We start from the raw sequence: 15,986 nt of genomic DNA, 5'->3' as shown, positions 1-15,986 counted from the left end.
TATCCGAAAAAATGTTGCAAATCCAGTTTTTTATAATCGTCATAAACTTCTATGACTAGTTTTGGGAATCCTGAAAAGTGATTAATTCCCTTTGTCAAAATATTCATACTAGGTCTTTGATGAGCATATACAACCCAACCGGAATATAAACAAAGAACAGATATACAAAGAATTACTAAACTAGTAATATATAATACTTTTTTCATTAATATTTAAACATATAACTTTCTCTAAAAGATTAGTTTCCCTATTTATAGGATCATTTTCACAAATTGTATTTTTTGAAATTTCATGTTCTAATAAATATCCAAGTAACCTTTTCCATATTTTTTTTCAAGTCCTTCTTTTATTTCTAATATTCTCTCAGGAATTGGTTCAGCAGAATAATCAACACCTTCTTTCTTTAAGTAATTTACCAATTCCATTTTCATTTGATATCTCTTAGAATCAAGAGGAAAAAGCATTTGTCTTAAAGCCCATGTTATACCATGATCAAACTTATAAATCTTTTTGACATCGACTTTTTGTTCCATTACTAAATAATTAACAATATCTATCTTATTCCTAGATAATGCATGATTCAAAGGGGAACGAGGGGAAGTTCCATTTTCTTTATAATAGTTTGGATCTGCTCCTGCATCAATCAATAACTTCACTTTATCCAAACCAGTATCACAAGCCATAATAAGAGGAGTTCTTAAACCTCTAATAGAATCTGCTAATTCATAATGAACATTAGCTCCGTTTTCTAAATACAAAAGAATAAACCGATTATCTTCTTTAATCTTACATGCCGTTGTAAAAGCTGAATCCCCATCATAGGAAGATGTTATATTTACATCAGCTCCTGCATCCACTAATGCCCTACAAGCATTGTAATAACCATTTAGAGTTGAAAAAGATAGTAAAGTTTGCCCGTAAAATGGCTCTTGACAGTCAATTAGATTACCGGACAAACCTTTTAATTGATACAACACTTTGTCATAATCGTCAGATGCTAATGTTTTTGCTACTTTATATACTGGAGTATCCTTAAAAATTTTTACATTTCTAGCAGACACTTTACCTAAAGGATTTAAAGCCTTGTTCAAAAAATAACTCATAGCCTTGTCTTTAAACTTTTCCATGGAAATTTGAGAACATGATGTCATACTTAAAATTAAAGAAAATACTACTATTTTTTTTACCATAGTCTTCTGTACAATAGTTACATATTAAACTTTCGTAAATACCAATTTTGTCTTCATCATTACATAATTAGTGTTTACTACGGTTTAATTTGTAGTAAATAAAAAAAATTAAAATATGTCTATTTTAGATAAAAAACTAATAAGTCTGAGATTCGAGCTCATATCTACCATCCTTATAGAATATATATATCCTTGTAGCGGGCCAACCTGTAGCTTCTCTTCGTGCCCCTTGAATTTTTCGATCCCCCATTCTATCGGTCGACCATCTAAACTGACGCTCTACTTTAGCATATAACCTATCACTGATGATAATACTCTGACATTCTCTTATTTGTTTTTTTTCTGAATCTGAAAGATTTTCTCTTTCTTCTTTTAACTCATCATCATAAATTAAAATAACATCACCTCTAAATTCTTCAAAAACAGGGGTTACATCTGAAGTATACTTATAACGATCTTCAATTATTGCAGTGATGTACCATCTCTCATTGCCAACACTATCATGAAATATTCTTAACTCGACTATACCCTTGTCATTTCTAAATAGACCATTCATCACAAAACTTGATATTGTCTCTTTCATCAACCTTCTTGTAGTCGTATCTTCATGAATAAAATGAACTGACTGACAAGGTGTTATAGATACATCTTTTCCCTCCCTTTGGAGAGGCTTTTTACATCCATAAATACTAAATAATAGTATAAAGGCTATGTTAACAATCTGTTGCTTCTTCATTTTTATGACAATTTTTATTTACTGTATTTAATACTCCATTACCATTATATTCTTCAAAAGAGCCATCAGCTCTGATAATATAATAATGATCCATACCACAAATCATTTTGAGTAAAGGGTAATTCGTAACCGCTTGTGGTAGTACTGGGTAAATTTTTGAGAATAGACATTGTAGTTGTACATATAATATTACCAAAAAGTAGAAATATGAAATATACTCGTTTCATACATATAGTTAATTTAAGTTTGTTAAAATTTATATTAGTTTTAGGTACCTCTAATAATTTGCGATGACAAACCTATACGTTTGAACACGGCCAGAAAGGGAGTTAAATTGTTAATTTTAAATTTACCCCCCTATAATTTTAAATCACTCCTCTTTCAATACATTGAAAACTAAGTTTTGGGTTATTTTTTTTAGTTTTTAGAAATCGGGAGATTTCTGCTGATCTGTAGGACATGAATGACGCTAAAGCTTAACATTCGCACCAGTGGACTTTCTTCCCAATTCGTTTTGTAGTGCTTTCATCAACCTTGAAGGGAAAAAGTATGAAGAATTTCATGTATTGAGATATTAAAAATGATTTTCTTATTTGAGCCTTAATGAGTTTAAAATCAGTTAAGTGAAAGAAATAAAATATAGTTTTTACGCTCAAAAGCCACTATCGCTTCACATTTGCGATAGTGGCTTTCGTATTCTAGGTAGAAACCGCTAAGAACTTCCTTCTTTTATAGTTTAAGACCAATCACCGTAATATCGTCTCTTTGATCCTCATCACCTTGATGTCTCTGTAATAAGTGTTCCAGCTGTTCTTTCTGTTTAGACATTTCTAATTTAGAGGTGCCTTGAAGAATGCCTTCAAAAAGTTTCTTTCCGATTTTCTTTCTCAAATGATTATTTTGATCAATATAGCCATCCGTTGAGAGGTAGATTTTATCTCCTTTTTGAAGCTGAATGGAATGTGATGTAAATTTCTTCTCTTTTTTCTTCTTACTTCTACCGCCAATAGAAATATTGTCGCCCTTTAACGAGATCAATTGATTTTCCTTCGCTTTATAGAAATAAACCGTGCTCTTCGCTCCTGTAAATGTCACTTCTGTTGCACCTTCAGCATCAGAAACAACCTTTAAAAGGGATAGGTCCATTCCATCATCAATATCTGAATTTTCCTGTTGGAGGTAATCAATGATAGAAGCATTCAGTTTTGTAAGAATCTCTACAGTGTCATATTCTTTGTGTTCTTTGATGATTTTATTAAGAATTGAAATTCCCAACATTGACATAAAACCACCCGGAACTCCATGACCTGTACAGTCTACAGAAGCGACAAAAGTTGTGTTATCCTCTGGGATTGTCATCCAATAAAAGTCACCCGAAACAATATCTTTAGGCTTGAAAATAATGAAGTGATCCGCAAAGGCTCTTTGAAGCTTTTTAGCACTTGGAAGTAAAGCAAACTGCATTGTTTTGGCATAGCGTATACTATCCGTCATGCGTTTGTTCTTTATTTTCATGTCTGAGTTGATCGACTTCACTTGCTTAATCAAATCAGATACTTCTTCATTTTTGGTATTGAGCTCGTCATTTCTTTCTGAAATTAAATCATTTGTTTCAGAAAGGTAATCTCTTTGTTGCTGTAACTCCTCCGCTTGTTGTTGTAGTTCTTCAGATTGTTGAAGTAGCTCCTCGGACTTCTCATAAATCTCCTTCGTTCTTTCTGTTACTCTTCTTTCAAGCACCATCTCCCTCAGCTTAAAGCGTCTTACTCTCCATCGGTAAATGAAAAATAACGCTACAAAAAATAGGACGGCAAATAAGAGTTGTATTTCTAGTCTTTCATAAAAAGAAGCTAATTTTTTGAATTCTAGCCTTACGGGCTTTTTCAGCCAAACGTTGTCCTGATTCCCCGCTGAAATCACAAAAGTATAGTCTTCAGGAGGTAGATTGGTATATATTGCATTTTGATTTTCTTCTGCATAAATCCAATCCTCATCAAATCCTTCTAACTTATATTTGTAGGTAATTCCTTCTGGATGCAATAAACTAATTCCTTCATAAGCAATCTCCAATCGAGTATTTCCTTCAGGGATTTCAAGATGGTCAACAGTATGAGTCACTGCCTCTCCATTGACCATCACTTTATTGATGATTACCGTTGGAGGTGTTTTTTCGACAATGATATCATTACAATTCACAATGCTCACGCCATCATAAGTATGAAACCAAATTTCGCCATTCTTTCTAACCAAACTTCTTCCATTCGCCATCACACTTTTGGATTTCATACCGTCTTTGGTGCTATACAGTTTTAGCTTCACCTTGTCAAGGTTTCCTCTATACACTTGATTCAGTTCATCAATTTTCAAAGTATATATACCTACATTACAGCTTATCCAGAAAAGGTTGTTTTTACGGTCTTCGATGATATTAAAAACAGAGGTAATTTCGCCTTCAATTTTTCTATGGTAGCTAAAAACTTTATCTCCTTCCACTCTGAAAATACCGTTATTCGTACCATACCAAATCACACCACGATGATCTTGCATTACTTTAAAAACAGGCTCAGAATTGAGTTGATGTAACTTTGTGAAATTATAGAATTTTCCGTTTTTATACGTTGTAACTCCTCCTTTTGTACATATCCACAACTTCTTTTGATTATCCTCAAAAATAGATAGGATAAAATTATTTGTGAGTCCATCTTGTGTGGTGAAGGTTTTAAAGCGACCATCTTTCTGAAGGATGTTGAGGCCGTCAATTGTACCTACCCAAATATTGCCATAGGCATCTTCAAAAGTAAAACGAGCATAATTATTTGATAGTCCATCTTTCTTGGTATAATGAGTTACTTTTTGATAACGATCTATTTTTGTTAGTCCTCTTTTAGAGGCAATCCATGTATTCTCTTTACTATCAACAAATACATCTTTTACACTTTTCGTTTTCAATTGACTGTTGAACCAGTGAGGGGTAAAAGTATTATTTTGATAAACAGTAATACCTCCATTTGTTGCCAAGAGAATCTCATCATTTGAGACACCTTCAGAGATAGAGTATACAAAATTCCCTGTAAGCCCTTGTTCTACACCATAACTTGTAAACTGCCCTAAGTTCAATCGATAAGCACCATGCTGATAAGTACCTACCCAATAGTTGCCTTCATGATCTTCGAGGATACTACATACGATATGTTTTCCAATTTCTTTATTCTTTGAAAAAGAGCTAATAAATTGATTAAAATATCGGGCAATACCATGATCTGTACCAATCCATAATGCCCCTTTAGAATCTTCAAATAAAGCTGTAATGTTTTTAGATGGAAGTTGATCTATTTGACCGAAGCTACTTACTTTAAGTTCTTTGTTCAGCTTTTTTAGATAACCACTACCACCAATCCAAAGGCTTTCATTTTGATCCAAAACCAAGGCTTTGATGTTTTTTATTTTCTTATTGTTATAATCAAATTTCTTTGCGTCGATGTCATACCTAAACAATCCGCTCTTTTTAGTACCAATCCACAATTTACCCGATTGATCTATTTTTAAATCTGATATTGAAGCTTTCTTTAGTACAGAAGGGATACCACTTGAAATAATTTTATTTTTTTCGATATCAAAATAGCATAAGCCCGCAGGAGTACCAATCCATAAATTTCCTTTTCGATCTTCTACAATTTCGTGGATCTCATTATGAATCAGCCCTTCTTTTTCAGTAAAAACTTCCCACTGATGATTACTATATTTAATCAAGCCTGCCTGAGACCCAAACCATCTTGCATTTTTGGTTTCCAGCATGTAGGTAAAACTATGTGTTGTCAACCCATCAGTATTGCCTTGATTGAGTACATGCATAGATACTCCATTATACCTAACGAGTCCATTGTAGGTACTTAACCATAAATATTTATCAGAGGTTTGGTATAAATGTAAAACGCCGTTGGTCGGCAAACCATCTTCAGAGGTCAAAGCCTCAAAGCTGTATTGAGAAAGTTCTTTTTCGTTCAGCTTAGCAAAAAGTAGATTACTTATTAGTAGTAATAAGGTTACAAGAATTGGTCTAAAAATTACCATTATTTAGTCAATAGAAATATGCGAACAAATTGTCGTAATTTTATAAGTGAACCACTCATAATAATTACACTTGTGTAAAAAAATAGAAATGTATGTTATAAAGTTGCAAAAGATATGTAGAAGTACACTAATCTATAAATGAATATTAACAAACGTATTGTTTATCAACGGTTTCATGATGTATAACATTGAGCATTTATTGCTTTTAATACTTTGAAGGAGGTGAAATTTTTCGTGAAAGTCAAATCAACCTTTCTACAAGATTTCTTTGATCTTCTTTCAAGCAGCCCTCTTCTTTATTTGTATCCTAACACAAAAACGAAGTAAAAAAGCTATAAATACTCCCAAAAAATGGGGATAAATGAGTAATTGAACTTAGAGTGAAAATATTTTCCCCTACTCTACAGCTGCTTTAAAATATATTAGAGTATTATTCATTTAAATCAATATTCTATCACAATGGCAAACAGACTAGCAGTAGTATTAGGTGTTTTTCTTTTTCCTTTTTTGGCGTACGGACAAGGTTTCAAAGATGTAAAAATGCATTATGTCACTTTTGAGAAAGGGGAAGCAAACCCACTGAAACCTCTCCCTTTTGAAACTACAGACGAAAACGTAAAATGGGGGCATGAGATTGTACTTTACCCTAACATAGAGCATCAAACTATAGAAGGAATTGGCGGCGCTTTTAATGAGATTGGAGGTGAAGCACTTTTAAGCCTACCCAAAGAGCAACAAGAAGAAGTAATGCAAAACTTATTTGCTTCTGACAAAGCTGGCTTTACATTTTGTAGAACAGCGATTGGTGCAAGTGATTTTGGAATTGATGCTTACAGCTATTCTGAAAAAGCAGATGATTATAAAATGAAGTATTTCTCCATTGAACGAGATCAGAAATATGTACTTCCTTATCTTCAAAAAGCGTTTGAAATTAATCCGAACTTGACGCTTTTTGGTTCTCCTTGGAGTCCTCCGGCATGGATGAAAGAAAATAACTCTATGGTGGGACTTACAGAGAAAAATAATTACTTAAAAACAGACAAAAAAATCTATAAAGCGTACGCTAATTATTTTGTAAAATACATCAAAGCTTATCAACAAAATGGTGTGAGGATTGATAGAATTTGTGTACAAAATGAAAATGATGCAAATACAAAATATCCTAGCTGTACCATGCCTCCTGCTCAGATGCTTGATTTAGCCACTAATTACATTATTCCTACTTTCAAAAAAGAAAATATTGATGCTGAAGTATATGCAGGTACATTGAGAACTGCTATTAAAGCTGATATTTTGGAACTTCTTTCTTTGGAGGGTGTTGATCAATTGGCTGGCGTTGGTATTCAATATACTTCACCTAATATCATTACTGATGCTGTAAGAATGCAGCCTAATTTAAAGATGTTCCATACAGAAGGTCACTGTTATAATGGTAAAAACACTGTAGAACAAGGGGCACATCGATTGGAAGAAGTTGCTGATTATATCAACAGTGGTTTAACCAACTTCTGCTATTGGAATATGATTTTGAATGAAACCACTGAAAGCGGGTGGGATTGGCCTCAAAACTCATTGATCAATATTGATAGAGAAAAGAAAACGATCCAATACAATCCTGATTATAACGCTATGTATATCATCAGTCACTTCATAAAGCCGGGTGATGTACGAATTGCTTCCAACAGCAAGAAGCCTTTGTTAACTGTAAAAGATAAGGAAGGCAACTTAAAAGTATTGATTCATAATACAGACAATAAGGATGCGGTCTATCAAATTCATTTGAATGGTGAAAAGAAAAAGGTAGTACTGCCTAAAAATAGTATTACGGCAATGGTCATAAGAACACAAGCATAATAATAAGGGAAGAGATAATTGATAACATCTCTTCCCTTTTTAATGTACCTTATAAATTAATGTTGCTATAAGACTTATATATTATCTCTTTAAACTTCCTTCTTCTTCATTTTTTCCATTGCTGAAAAAACGAAGCAAAAAAAGCGAAAACGACATTCGTGTCCAATACGAAATCTCCTGATTTCTAAAAGGCCTCTCCTAACGTGATATAAATCCCATTGTTTTTATCGATCAAGCTCCAAGCAAAATCAATTCGAACATTCGCAGGATCTTTTCTATTAATATTAAAACGAAGCCCTGTACCCAATGCTGCCTTTAGAAATTGAAGGTCAGAAAGCTCATCATAAACAGTGCCTGTCCCGAAAAAAGTGGTCATTCCTAGTCTTCCTACTACATTGAAACGATACTCTGCTTGAGCCTGAATAGAATGTTGATCTCTATACCTTCCAAGGGTATATCCTCTCAAAATCTGTTTTCCACCAAGCAAAGCCAATTCTGTATACGGAACATTACCAAAAGTATTTTTTGCGACTACCTGCAGAGCCAAAACTCTTTTGCTGTCTTTTCGAAAATCAATATAACGTCTGCCATCAATTTCTACAGTTCCAAAAGCTCCTCCGTTAGAGTTCAAATAAGCAGTAGCTGAAATGTCTAAATAATAATCTTTGGTCGGGGTCAAGATGCTATTTCTTTTGTCCAACATCCACACCGGCCCAATTCCAGGATAATAACCACCTGCATTTCCTTTTAAGTGAGGCGCCGGTATCTCATTATTATCACGATCTTGATAGCTGACATTAAAAATGTGCATGTATCTTATTTTTAATCCAAAAAATTTCGATTGTTGATACTGTCTCAAAATCCGTTCTTTGACCTCAAAAGAGTAATAATTGACATTGAGGTATTCCTCTGAAGAGGATTGATTTCCAATTCCATAAAATGGTTCAGGTGTGTTTTTATATTCAATAATCCCTTTCAAAAAGTATTTCTCTTGAAGGGTTAAAAATGTGTGTTCGGTTAGCAGAAAAGTATGTCCTTTATAGGAAGTACCATAATAGAAACTGAGATTAGAAGGGCGTGCTAAATTGTCTTTTTTATCAAATTTAAATTGATACAAACAATAAACACCTACCACTAAATCGGTACGTGGGCTGTAAGTGAAAGAAGGAGAAGGAAGAATGTTGTTCTTGTATATTTTTTGAGATATTGAGTCTGTTTGTGCCTTTACTTTTGATGTAAATAGCAAAATAGAAAGTAATAAAATATAGAGAATGCCTTTCCACATTGAGTGCTTATTTTAAAAAGTAAATTGGGTCGTTATCATGAAGAAATGTTGGGTATGTGCTTTACCTGTTTGCGTATCCCAAAAATATTGACCGGGTGCCCATAAGTTGTAAGTAGCACATATTTCCCAGTGTCGATTGATAGAAATGATGGTTGATATCTGAAATGAATCCCCCAAGTCTCTGGCACTAGATGCTCCACTTCTTAATATTCCATTTGATGTATTATAAACTGCATCATTCAAACTCGACCGCATAAAATTCCAATACGTCAATCTTGTTTTTACTTTTTTGAAGGCCGTGAAATCTACATTAGCAGAAAAAGAGGTTAAGTTCTTACGATCCATGGCACCATGCTCTCCAAAAAACTGTGCTACCTGAGGAAATAGAGGGTTAAAAGTATTTAATGTACCATCCCCTTTGTTTTGATCTCCAGAGGAATAATCAAACCCTAACCAAATATGAGGTTGAAGTGCTACTTTAGGGAAACTCACCCCAAACTCTGTCGTGATAGAATATGCACTAATATTTTTGTCTCCAAAAGTACCAAATTGATACATGGCTTCTACTTCATAATTGAAGACTCTTTTGATGGGGCCTGATAGCAAGAAACCTACTGTATAACGGTTTTCATCCGCTACACCTTCTTCATACACTGCATTCTGTCGATGAAGTCCATAAAAATAAGGCTCGAAATAAGTTTTACTAAACGACGACCAACTTGGCACTCCAAAGCCTGCATGAGAGTTGTAAGCTACATCAAAACTTTCATATCTCAAACCCCAAAAAGTAGTATTTTGATCTCTAGTAGTATAACCATCCGGCACTGGAATGACAGGCTTTGAAATAAAACCTGTTAACTTATTATTGTCATTGCCTATATAAAAACCCGCCCCATCAAAAGTACGGCGTGTAATCAGCCAATTCCCTGGAGACAATAAACGTTCGTGACCAGCTTGTAATTCTCTTCGTCCTACCCAAACACCAAGGTCGGTCTGCTTGTAAAGGTCGAATTTATATTCTGCAAAAAGATTTAGAAAAGCACCTTTAGTAACTGGAGTCCCTGCCCCTAGTCTTTCCGAATTATCTTTGGTGGTGTTAGAATAAATACCTTCTGCAAATACTCTAAAGTTTTCTCCGAAATGTATGTCTGCATGAGCCCGCGTACGTAAAGTAAACAGCCCCGAATTTTGAGGTAAGAACTCCTCATTGACCGTAGGCATATAACGGACACGTACCTGCCCACCGAAAGAAGCCCATATCTTTCTGTTTTTAGATAAGGGGACATTTTTAATTATATCAGACCAATCTTGAGCTCTTGCGTCACGGTCTGACCACTCTTCTAGTTTCCATACTTCCTTGTACCGTCTATCAGCATAAGACGGTAATGGATAAATAGTTTCTAACTCTTGTCCTATCACAACAATGGCATCTAACAAAAGTATCAAAACCAAAGCGGAAGACTTTAGTAGTTTTGGCATATTTTACACGTTAAATTGCTCAATCAAAATACGTTCTTCCAATGATTGATCCTGATCAAATAACAGATGCCTCATATCGTTTTTATCTTGCCATACTTTCGCTCTGACGGCATTTTTCACTTCTTTGGAATCTGCTGCTGCACCAATGGGTCTTTTGACTGGATCAAGATTTGTAATTTCTATGGTTACATTGTCAGGAAGCAACGCTCCTTTCCATCTTCTTGGTCGGAATGGACTGACAGGTGTCAATGCTAAAAGATTAGAGTTTAATGGAATAATGGGACCGTGTGCTGAGAAGTTGTAAGCTGTACTCCCTGCAGGTGTTGAAACTAATACTCCATCTGCATGTAATGCCTCTAGCATTGTCTTACCATTGACCGCAATTTTCAAATTAGCACTCTGACCAGAATAACGGATCACCGATACTTCATTATAAGCCTTATAATGATAATGCTCTCCCTGATCATCTTCAATGTCCACTGAAATAGGACAAAGGTGAATATCTTTTGAATGATTAATGCGTTCTAAAAGGTCTACATCGTCTTTGTATTCATTCAACAGAAAACCTAAAGTCCCTCTATTCATCCCAAAAATAGGAATGTCTAAATGCGGATAAGTATGTAAAACTTGTAAGAGAAAACCATCTCCTCCTAAAGCCACAATCACATCTGCTTCTTCCGGAGCATGGTTCTCATATTTTGATAACAAAATGTTGTAAGCCTCTTCTGATTTAGGGCTTCCAGATTTTAAAAAGGCTAATTTTTGATATTTCATAATAAGTACATTGTAAACTAAATTATCGTCAACTTTCAGTCAATCTTTCTACATGTAATTATAGGATCTACTTTCAAACTTCCTTCTTCTTCATTTTTGTCTTGAAACAAAAACGAAGCAAAAAATTCAAGGCTTAGAAGTCAAAAGCTAAATTTCATTTCTTTCGCCTAAATGATTTTAAACTCGCTTTGCTCAAACAAGAAAATCATTTTTAACGGCTCACTTCATGAAATTCTTCACGCTTTTCCCTTCAAGGCCGATGGATAAACTATCAAATGAATAGCTTCATTACATCAAGGAAATGATGCTTTTGCAGAGTAGTTACTTTTATCCGTAAATAATTTCGTACTTCACATCTGCAAAATGCTGTTCACCCAAGCTTGTTTTCACAACTACAAGCGGATATTGATGCCAATCCTCTACATACACTTCTTCAACAACTCTTGCTTCATCTCCTAGAAATGCTTCTCCGATAATAAATTCCTTTTCCTTACCGTCTGTATCAATAATTGATACGCCTTTAAATGATCCCATTACTTTCTTTCGTTAAATGAATAAAGATTTCTGATTATATATTGTGCACCATCATCACTTTAATGGTGCATAATATGCATCCATTCTATGCCGTCATCTCGTCTGTAGCTTCCTCTTCTTGATTTCCTAGCTTCATTCCAGGAAGGAAGAAACTTAAGAGTAATGAAATGACTGTGAAAATACTTACAATCCAAAACGTGTGTCTGAAAGCATCTTCAGCAGAGTTATTTACGATTTCTTGATAAGCCGCTTTTGTCTTTTCTGGTAATTGATCAGCTACCCACGCTTTTTCTTGCTCAGGAGTGATCTCCATAAAAGTATCTTCTAACTCGATAATAATTTCTTCCTTATCTCCAGAAGTTAACTGCAGATCTTCCGTAGCTTCATACCCATCTACCATATTTGAATATACCGCTCCGAATAAGATTGATCCAGCAAAAGCGATCGCGAAGCCTTGACCGACAATTTCTTTCATCGTTTCAGACAATCCTGAAGCTTCTCCATCTTGTTCTGATGGTACCTTGATCATCGTCAAGTTCGCAATTTGAGCCATGACTAAACCTGCTCCTGCACCAAATACCAACGATCCTGTCATCGTAGTGAAAGGTGTCATATCTACTGAGATTTGCTCTGTAATCAGGTAAGTACCCGCCAATACAATCACGAAACCAACAATAGTGATGATTTTTGGAGAAATCTTGCTTCCAAGGTTCGCCGTAAAAAAGGCTGCTGCTGCTACACTGATAGAAATCGGAAGTGTAGTCAAAGCGGTATCGAATGAATCTAATCCTGCTGCTGACTGCACAAATACAGAAACTGTAAATAATACTGCTGCGATTAGGAAGTAAAGTAATGCTTGTATCGTCATTCCGATTGTAAATGGAATGTTTTTCAAAATCGATGCACTTAATAATGGAGTCTCTCCTTTTGCCGTAAGCGTTGCTCCTCTTTTAAAGAAAATAACCAATAGAACAATCGCAATAACATACATCACAGGAACAATAGATAATCCTCCTAAAGGAATCACTGAACCACCAATTTCAAAAGGTCTTTTCTCCATCAACCAACCGTATTGTGATGCCATTGTTGTAGCGATAAGGAATGTACCAAAGGCAATCACTGACAAGAACACTGATAAGATATCTATTTTGATCGATGAATCTTTTTCTGTTTCAGGCAATGTAAATGCTGCAATGATCGTCAATACTCCAAATGCTGGAGACAATCCTAAAGCAATTCTCCATGAAACGATAGAGGCTAAATACCCTACTACTACTGGAGCAACTGCTGATACAATTGACAATACTGCACCATAGATACCGAAGGCCATAGCACGTTGAGAACCTTCATAGAAGTACATAATAATGGCAATTGAAGTAGGTATAATCAATACCATTCCGAAAGGCCAAATTAATGCCCAAGCAATACTGAAAACCGTAGAGTTTGGTGCCAATACCACGATGGTTAAACCGACAGTATAGATAATTGAACCTATCAAAAACACCTTCTTCTTTCCTATTTTATCTCCTAATCTACCGGCAGTCACCATGAGTGTCCCGGCAATTAAAGAAGCAGATACAATTACCATTTGTAATCCTGAAACCGACCAGTTTAATTCCTGTACAATCGGTCCTATCAATACATTAATACTAAAAGATGTAATGTACATCATCACCATTGAGAGAATAATTACGATCAATGGTTTCCAATTCATTTTTTCTTGTGTACTCATTTGTTTAGTCTATTAAGGTCTCACAATTTCTTTTTTTCTATTGATGTAGTATTCTTTAGTCTGATCAATCCATGTTCTTAAATAAGGACGGAATGCATCCAGCATTTCTTCTGTTCTATCTGGACTTTCCCAAGCCTCATTATCATGTCTCTCATACTTCATTTCCTTCACTTGTTCCAGTCTTTCCAAGAGCATATCAATAATCTGAGGTGCTTTTTCTACGGACCAAGTAGGTTTTCCATCTACCTCTATATATATGGGGGAAGTGTGAGCTTGAATTCTTTTGGTAAAATCACTTTGGAAAACGATATCATGTGATTTTTCACCATGGACTTTCACCGCTACCCAACAGCTTTTATCTGCTGGCAATTCTAATTCGATATCAATTTCTTTCTGCCCTTTCTCCAATTTGATTTCTTTCACTACATCTCCATTAACGATAATGCTCGCATAGTTCAGTAGATCCCAACTTGGTACGATATATCCTTTGGCTTTAATAGAAAGTGTCTCTCCATTTTTCACTTGAAGCGTAGAACCAATGTCCTGACCATTGATATTGAAATCGATCATCGGGCCATTCGATACAAACGACTTTCCGTCTTTCAATGCTTTATTCCAAGCATCTGGCGTAAACTCCTCCTCTATTTTCACAAAAGTTCTTACCGCACCCGGCAATGACATATAAGGCCAATCCGACCCTGCCGCTGCACTTAGTTTAAAACCTAAGTTCAAGAAGGCATACCAATCATTCAGATTTAAAGAGTGATATTGGAATATCTCTACAAAGTCCACTTCATCTTCAGGAGCCAACATTGCCAAAGCAATATTCTGTTGGAATTGAGCAAAATCCATATGAGCCACTCCAAAAACACCTCCTTGTTTATGTACCTCTTTTGAGACTTTATCATAATGGAAATACTCATTCGGATAGCGGACAAACTCATCGTGCCCCATGGCTAAAACATGCCCTAAGAAGTCCGTTCGAGGATCTTCCTGACCTGAAGCGATGTAGTAATCTTTTTCTTTGTACTGTCCCTCTTCTCCCCAAGCGTATTGGTCGAAGTGTGTCGTCACCGAATTACCTAAAGCATAGAGCCAGTGCATATGTAAATCCGCCGCTCTTGCATGTGCAATTTGATTAGGGTTAGCAGTCGCATTTCTTCTTGAAAAGTGGTTGTGTACGTCTCCCGAATACCAACCTTTTTTAGGCATATCCAACACATGTTCCAGTTGAATATTGATCGGGTTATTTACGCCCTCTTTGATTTCAATTTCTTTTTGAAGAATAGGATATTCAGGCCCTTTCATGACGACCAACGTATATTTCCCTGCCGGAATATTCGCTTGGTAAAAACCATCGATATACATGGTATAGTGATTATCATGAGGCCAATATACTTGATCCAATTCCTCTCTGATTTCAACTGTTCTTACTAAGTTTTCAAAAAACTGGAACTCAATTGCACTTTCTGTTGGAAGTGGCATTCTGCCTGATGCATCATACAACCCAATCTGTGCTGCAATTCTTTCTTTCGATTTTTTCTCAAATAGGTTTAACTGAAGATGACCACTTGGGTTTCTTTTTGCTGTTTCTCCGATCAATTCAAATTGGATATCACGTATAAAAAGGAGCTTATTGGACATGTCTAATCCTGATGACAGAGCAAAGTCTGTTTTATCATATCCTCTATTGGCAAAACGAGCTCTTTCCAAAACAAACTCATATTTCTGAAAGCCTTTCGTTCCTTCTGCTATCTCTACTCTATGTACTGATTCTACGACTCCATTTCTGTCGTAAGCGTAGAAAAACTCAGTGAGATTACTCGCATCCAACTCCACGGTCACTTTTACTTTTTGATCAATATCAAAAGCAAACTGATCATTAATACTAAATCCTAATGCAATACCATAAAGGATTTTATCTCCATCAACTTCATTTACTCCTGCTCTTGAAGGGTCATTGTCCACTCTCAATCCCATCGTCTGGAAAACTCCTGTAGCAATGGTTTTATCAATTTGATGAGTATGCCAATCCAACTCAAAAGTACCAGATGCATTATCAGGCTGATGGGCGGTTAACATCAATGGTAAAGTAAAAAGCAAGCAAAAACTTAGTAGTAATTTTTTCATTCTCTTCTTAGTAATCAAATAGAGGTTTTGAATGGGGGTGGTTCGTGAGCCACAACACGCCTTTTTTCCTTACACTATGTTTCAAGTGTTGAGCGATATGAAAGGAAAAAATAACGTACACCATGACTGAAGTCATGGGCAGGTGATACTAAATCCAACAACACTAAAGTGTTGCTTCCTTTACCAACCTTCAAGACTTTA

At 35.4% G+C, this 15,986-nt stretch carries 11 protein-coding genes; 1 reads left to right on the top strand and 10 read right to left on the bottom strand.

Features of this window, described 5'->3' with window-relative positions; genetic code table 11:
* The 4 genes from PL77_RS32320 to PL77_RS16970 form a co-directional block, all read right to left on the bottom strand.
* The coding region (locus tag PL77_RS32320; protein ID WP_216595915.1) for a hypothetical protein at positions 1–206 on the bottom strand (206 nt) is incomplete at its 3' end.
* 90 nt (positions 207–296) lie between these two features.
* Positions 297–1,127, bottom strand: coding sequence for an ankyrin repeat domain-containing protein (locus PL77_RS16980; protein WP_172665882.1), 831 nt, complete (start codon positions 1,125–1,127; stop codon positions 297–299).
* A gap of 199 nt (positions 1,128–1,326) precedes the next feature.
* Entirely contained in the window at positions 1,327–1,926 is a 600-nt protein-coding gene (locus tag PL77_RS16975) for a hypothetical protein (protein ID WP_044207838.1), read from the bottom strand.
* A gap of 729 nt (positions 1,927–2,655) precedes the next feature.
* Positions 2,656–5,997 carry a two-component regulator propeller domain-containing protein gene (locus tag PL77_RS16970; protein WP_044207836.1) on the bottom strand — a complete coding sequence of 1,114 codons (3,342 nt, stop codon included), beginning with the start codon at positions 5,995–5,997 and terminating at the stop codon, positions 2,656–2,658.
* A 459-nt stretch (positions 5,998–6,456) separates the two neighbouring features.
* Here PL77_RS16970 and PL77_RS16965 point away from each other — a divergent pair, with 459 nt between their 5' ends.
* Positions 6,457–7,851: a hypothetical protein gene (locus PL77_RS16965; protein WP_044207833.1), complete on the top strand. Its 1,395-nt coding sequence runs from the start codon at positions 6,457–6,459 to the stop codon at positions 7,849–7,851.
* A gap of 184 nt (positions 7,852–8,035) precedes the next feature.
* On the opposite strand, the gene PL77_RS16960 is transcribed toward PL77_RS16965, so the two are convergent.
* The 6 genes from PL77_RS16960 to PL77_RS16935 form a co-directional block, all read right to left on the bottom strand.
* Positions 8,036–9,136 (bottom strand): hypothetical protein, encoded by a 1,101-nt coding sequence (locus tag PL77_RS16960; RefSeq protein ID WP_044207832.1) that lies wholly within the window; start codon positions 9,134–9,136, stop codon positions 8,036–8,038.
* A 12-nt stretch (positions 9,137–9,148) separates the two neighbouring features.
* The gene (locus PL77_RS16955) at positions 9,149–10,615 is read right to left on the bottom strand and encodes an alginate export family protein (protein ID WP_044207830.1); all 1,467 of its coding nucleotides are present in this window, start codon (positions 10,613–10,615) and stop codon (positions 9,149–9,151) included.
* A gap of 3 nt (positions 10,616–10,618) precedes the next feature.
* Entirely contained in the window at positions 10,619–11,389 is a 771-nt protein-coding gene (locus PL77_RS16950) for an NAD kinase (protein WP_044207828.1), read from the bottom strand.
* 327 nt (positions 11,390–11,716) lie between these two features.
* Positions 11,717–11,923 carry a hypothetical protein gene (locus PL77_RS16945; RefSeq protein ID WP_044207825.1) on the bottom strand — a complete coding sequence of 69 codons (207 nt, stop codon included), beginning with the start codon at positions 11,921–11,923 and terminating at the stop codon, positions 11,717–11,719.
* A gap of 85 nt (positions 11,924–12,008) precedes the next feature.
* Positions 12,009–13,655, bottom strand: a complete 1,647-nt coding sequence (locus PL77_RS16940; protein WP_044207823.1) for an MFS transporter — start codon at positions 13,653–13,655, stop codon at positions 12,009–12,011.
* Between the two features lie 12 nt (positions 13,656–13,667).
* Positions 13,668–15,785 (bottom strand): CehA/McbA family metallohydrolase, encoded by a 2,118-nt coding sequence (locus tag PL77_RS16935; protein ID WP_156152404.1) that lies wholly within the window; start codon positions 15,783–15,785, stop codon positions 13,668–13,670.
* Positions 15,786–15,986: the final 201 nt, after the last annotated feature.

Origin of the sequence: Flammeovirga sp. OC4 (assembly GCF_000812565.1) — a bacterium.
In the GTDB taxonomy this organism is placed as follows: Bacteria; Bacteroidota; Bacteroidia; order Cytophagales; family Flammeovirgaceae; genus Flammeovirga.
This window is presented reverse-complemented; position numbering and strand designations above follow the sequence as displayed.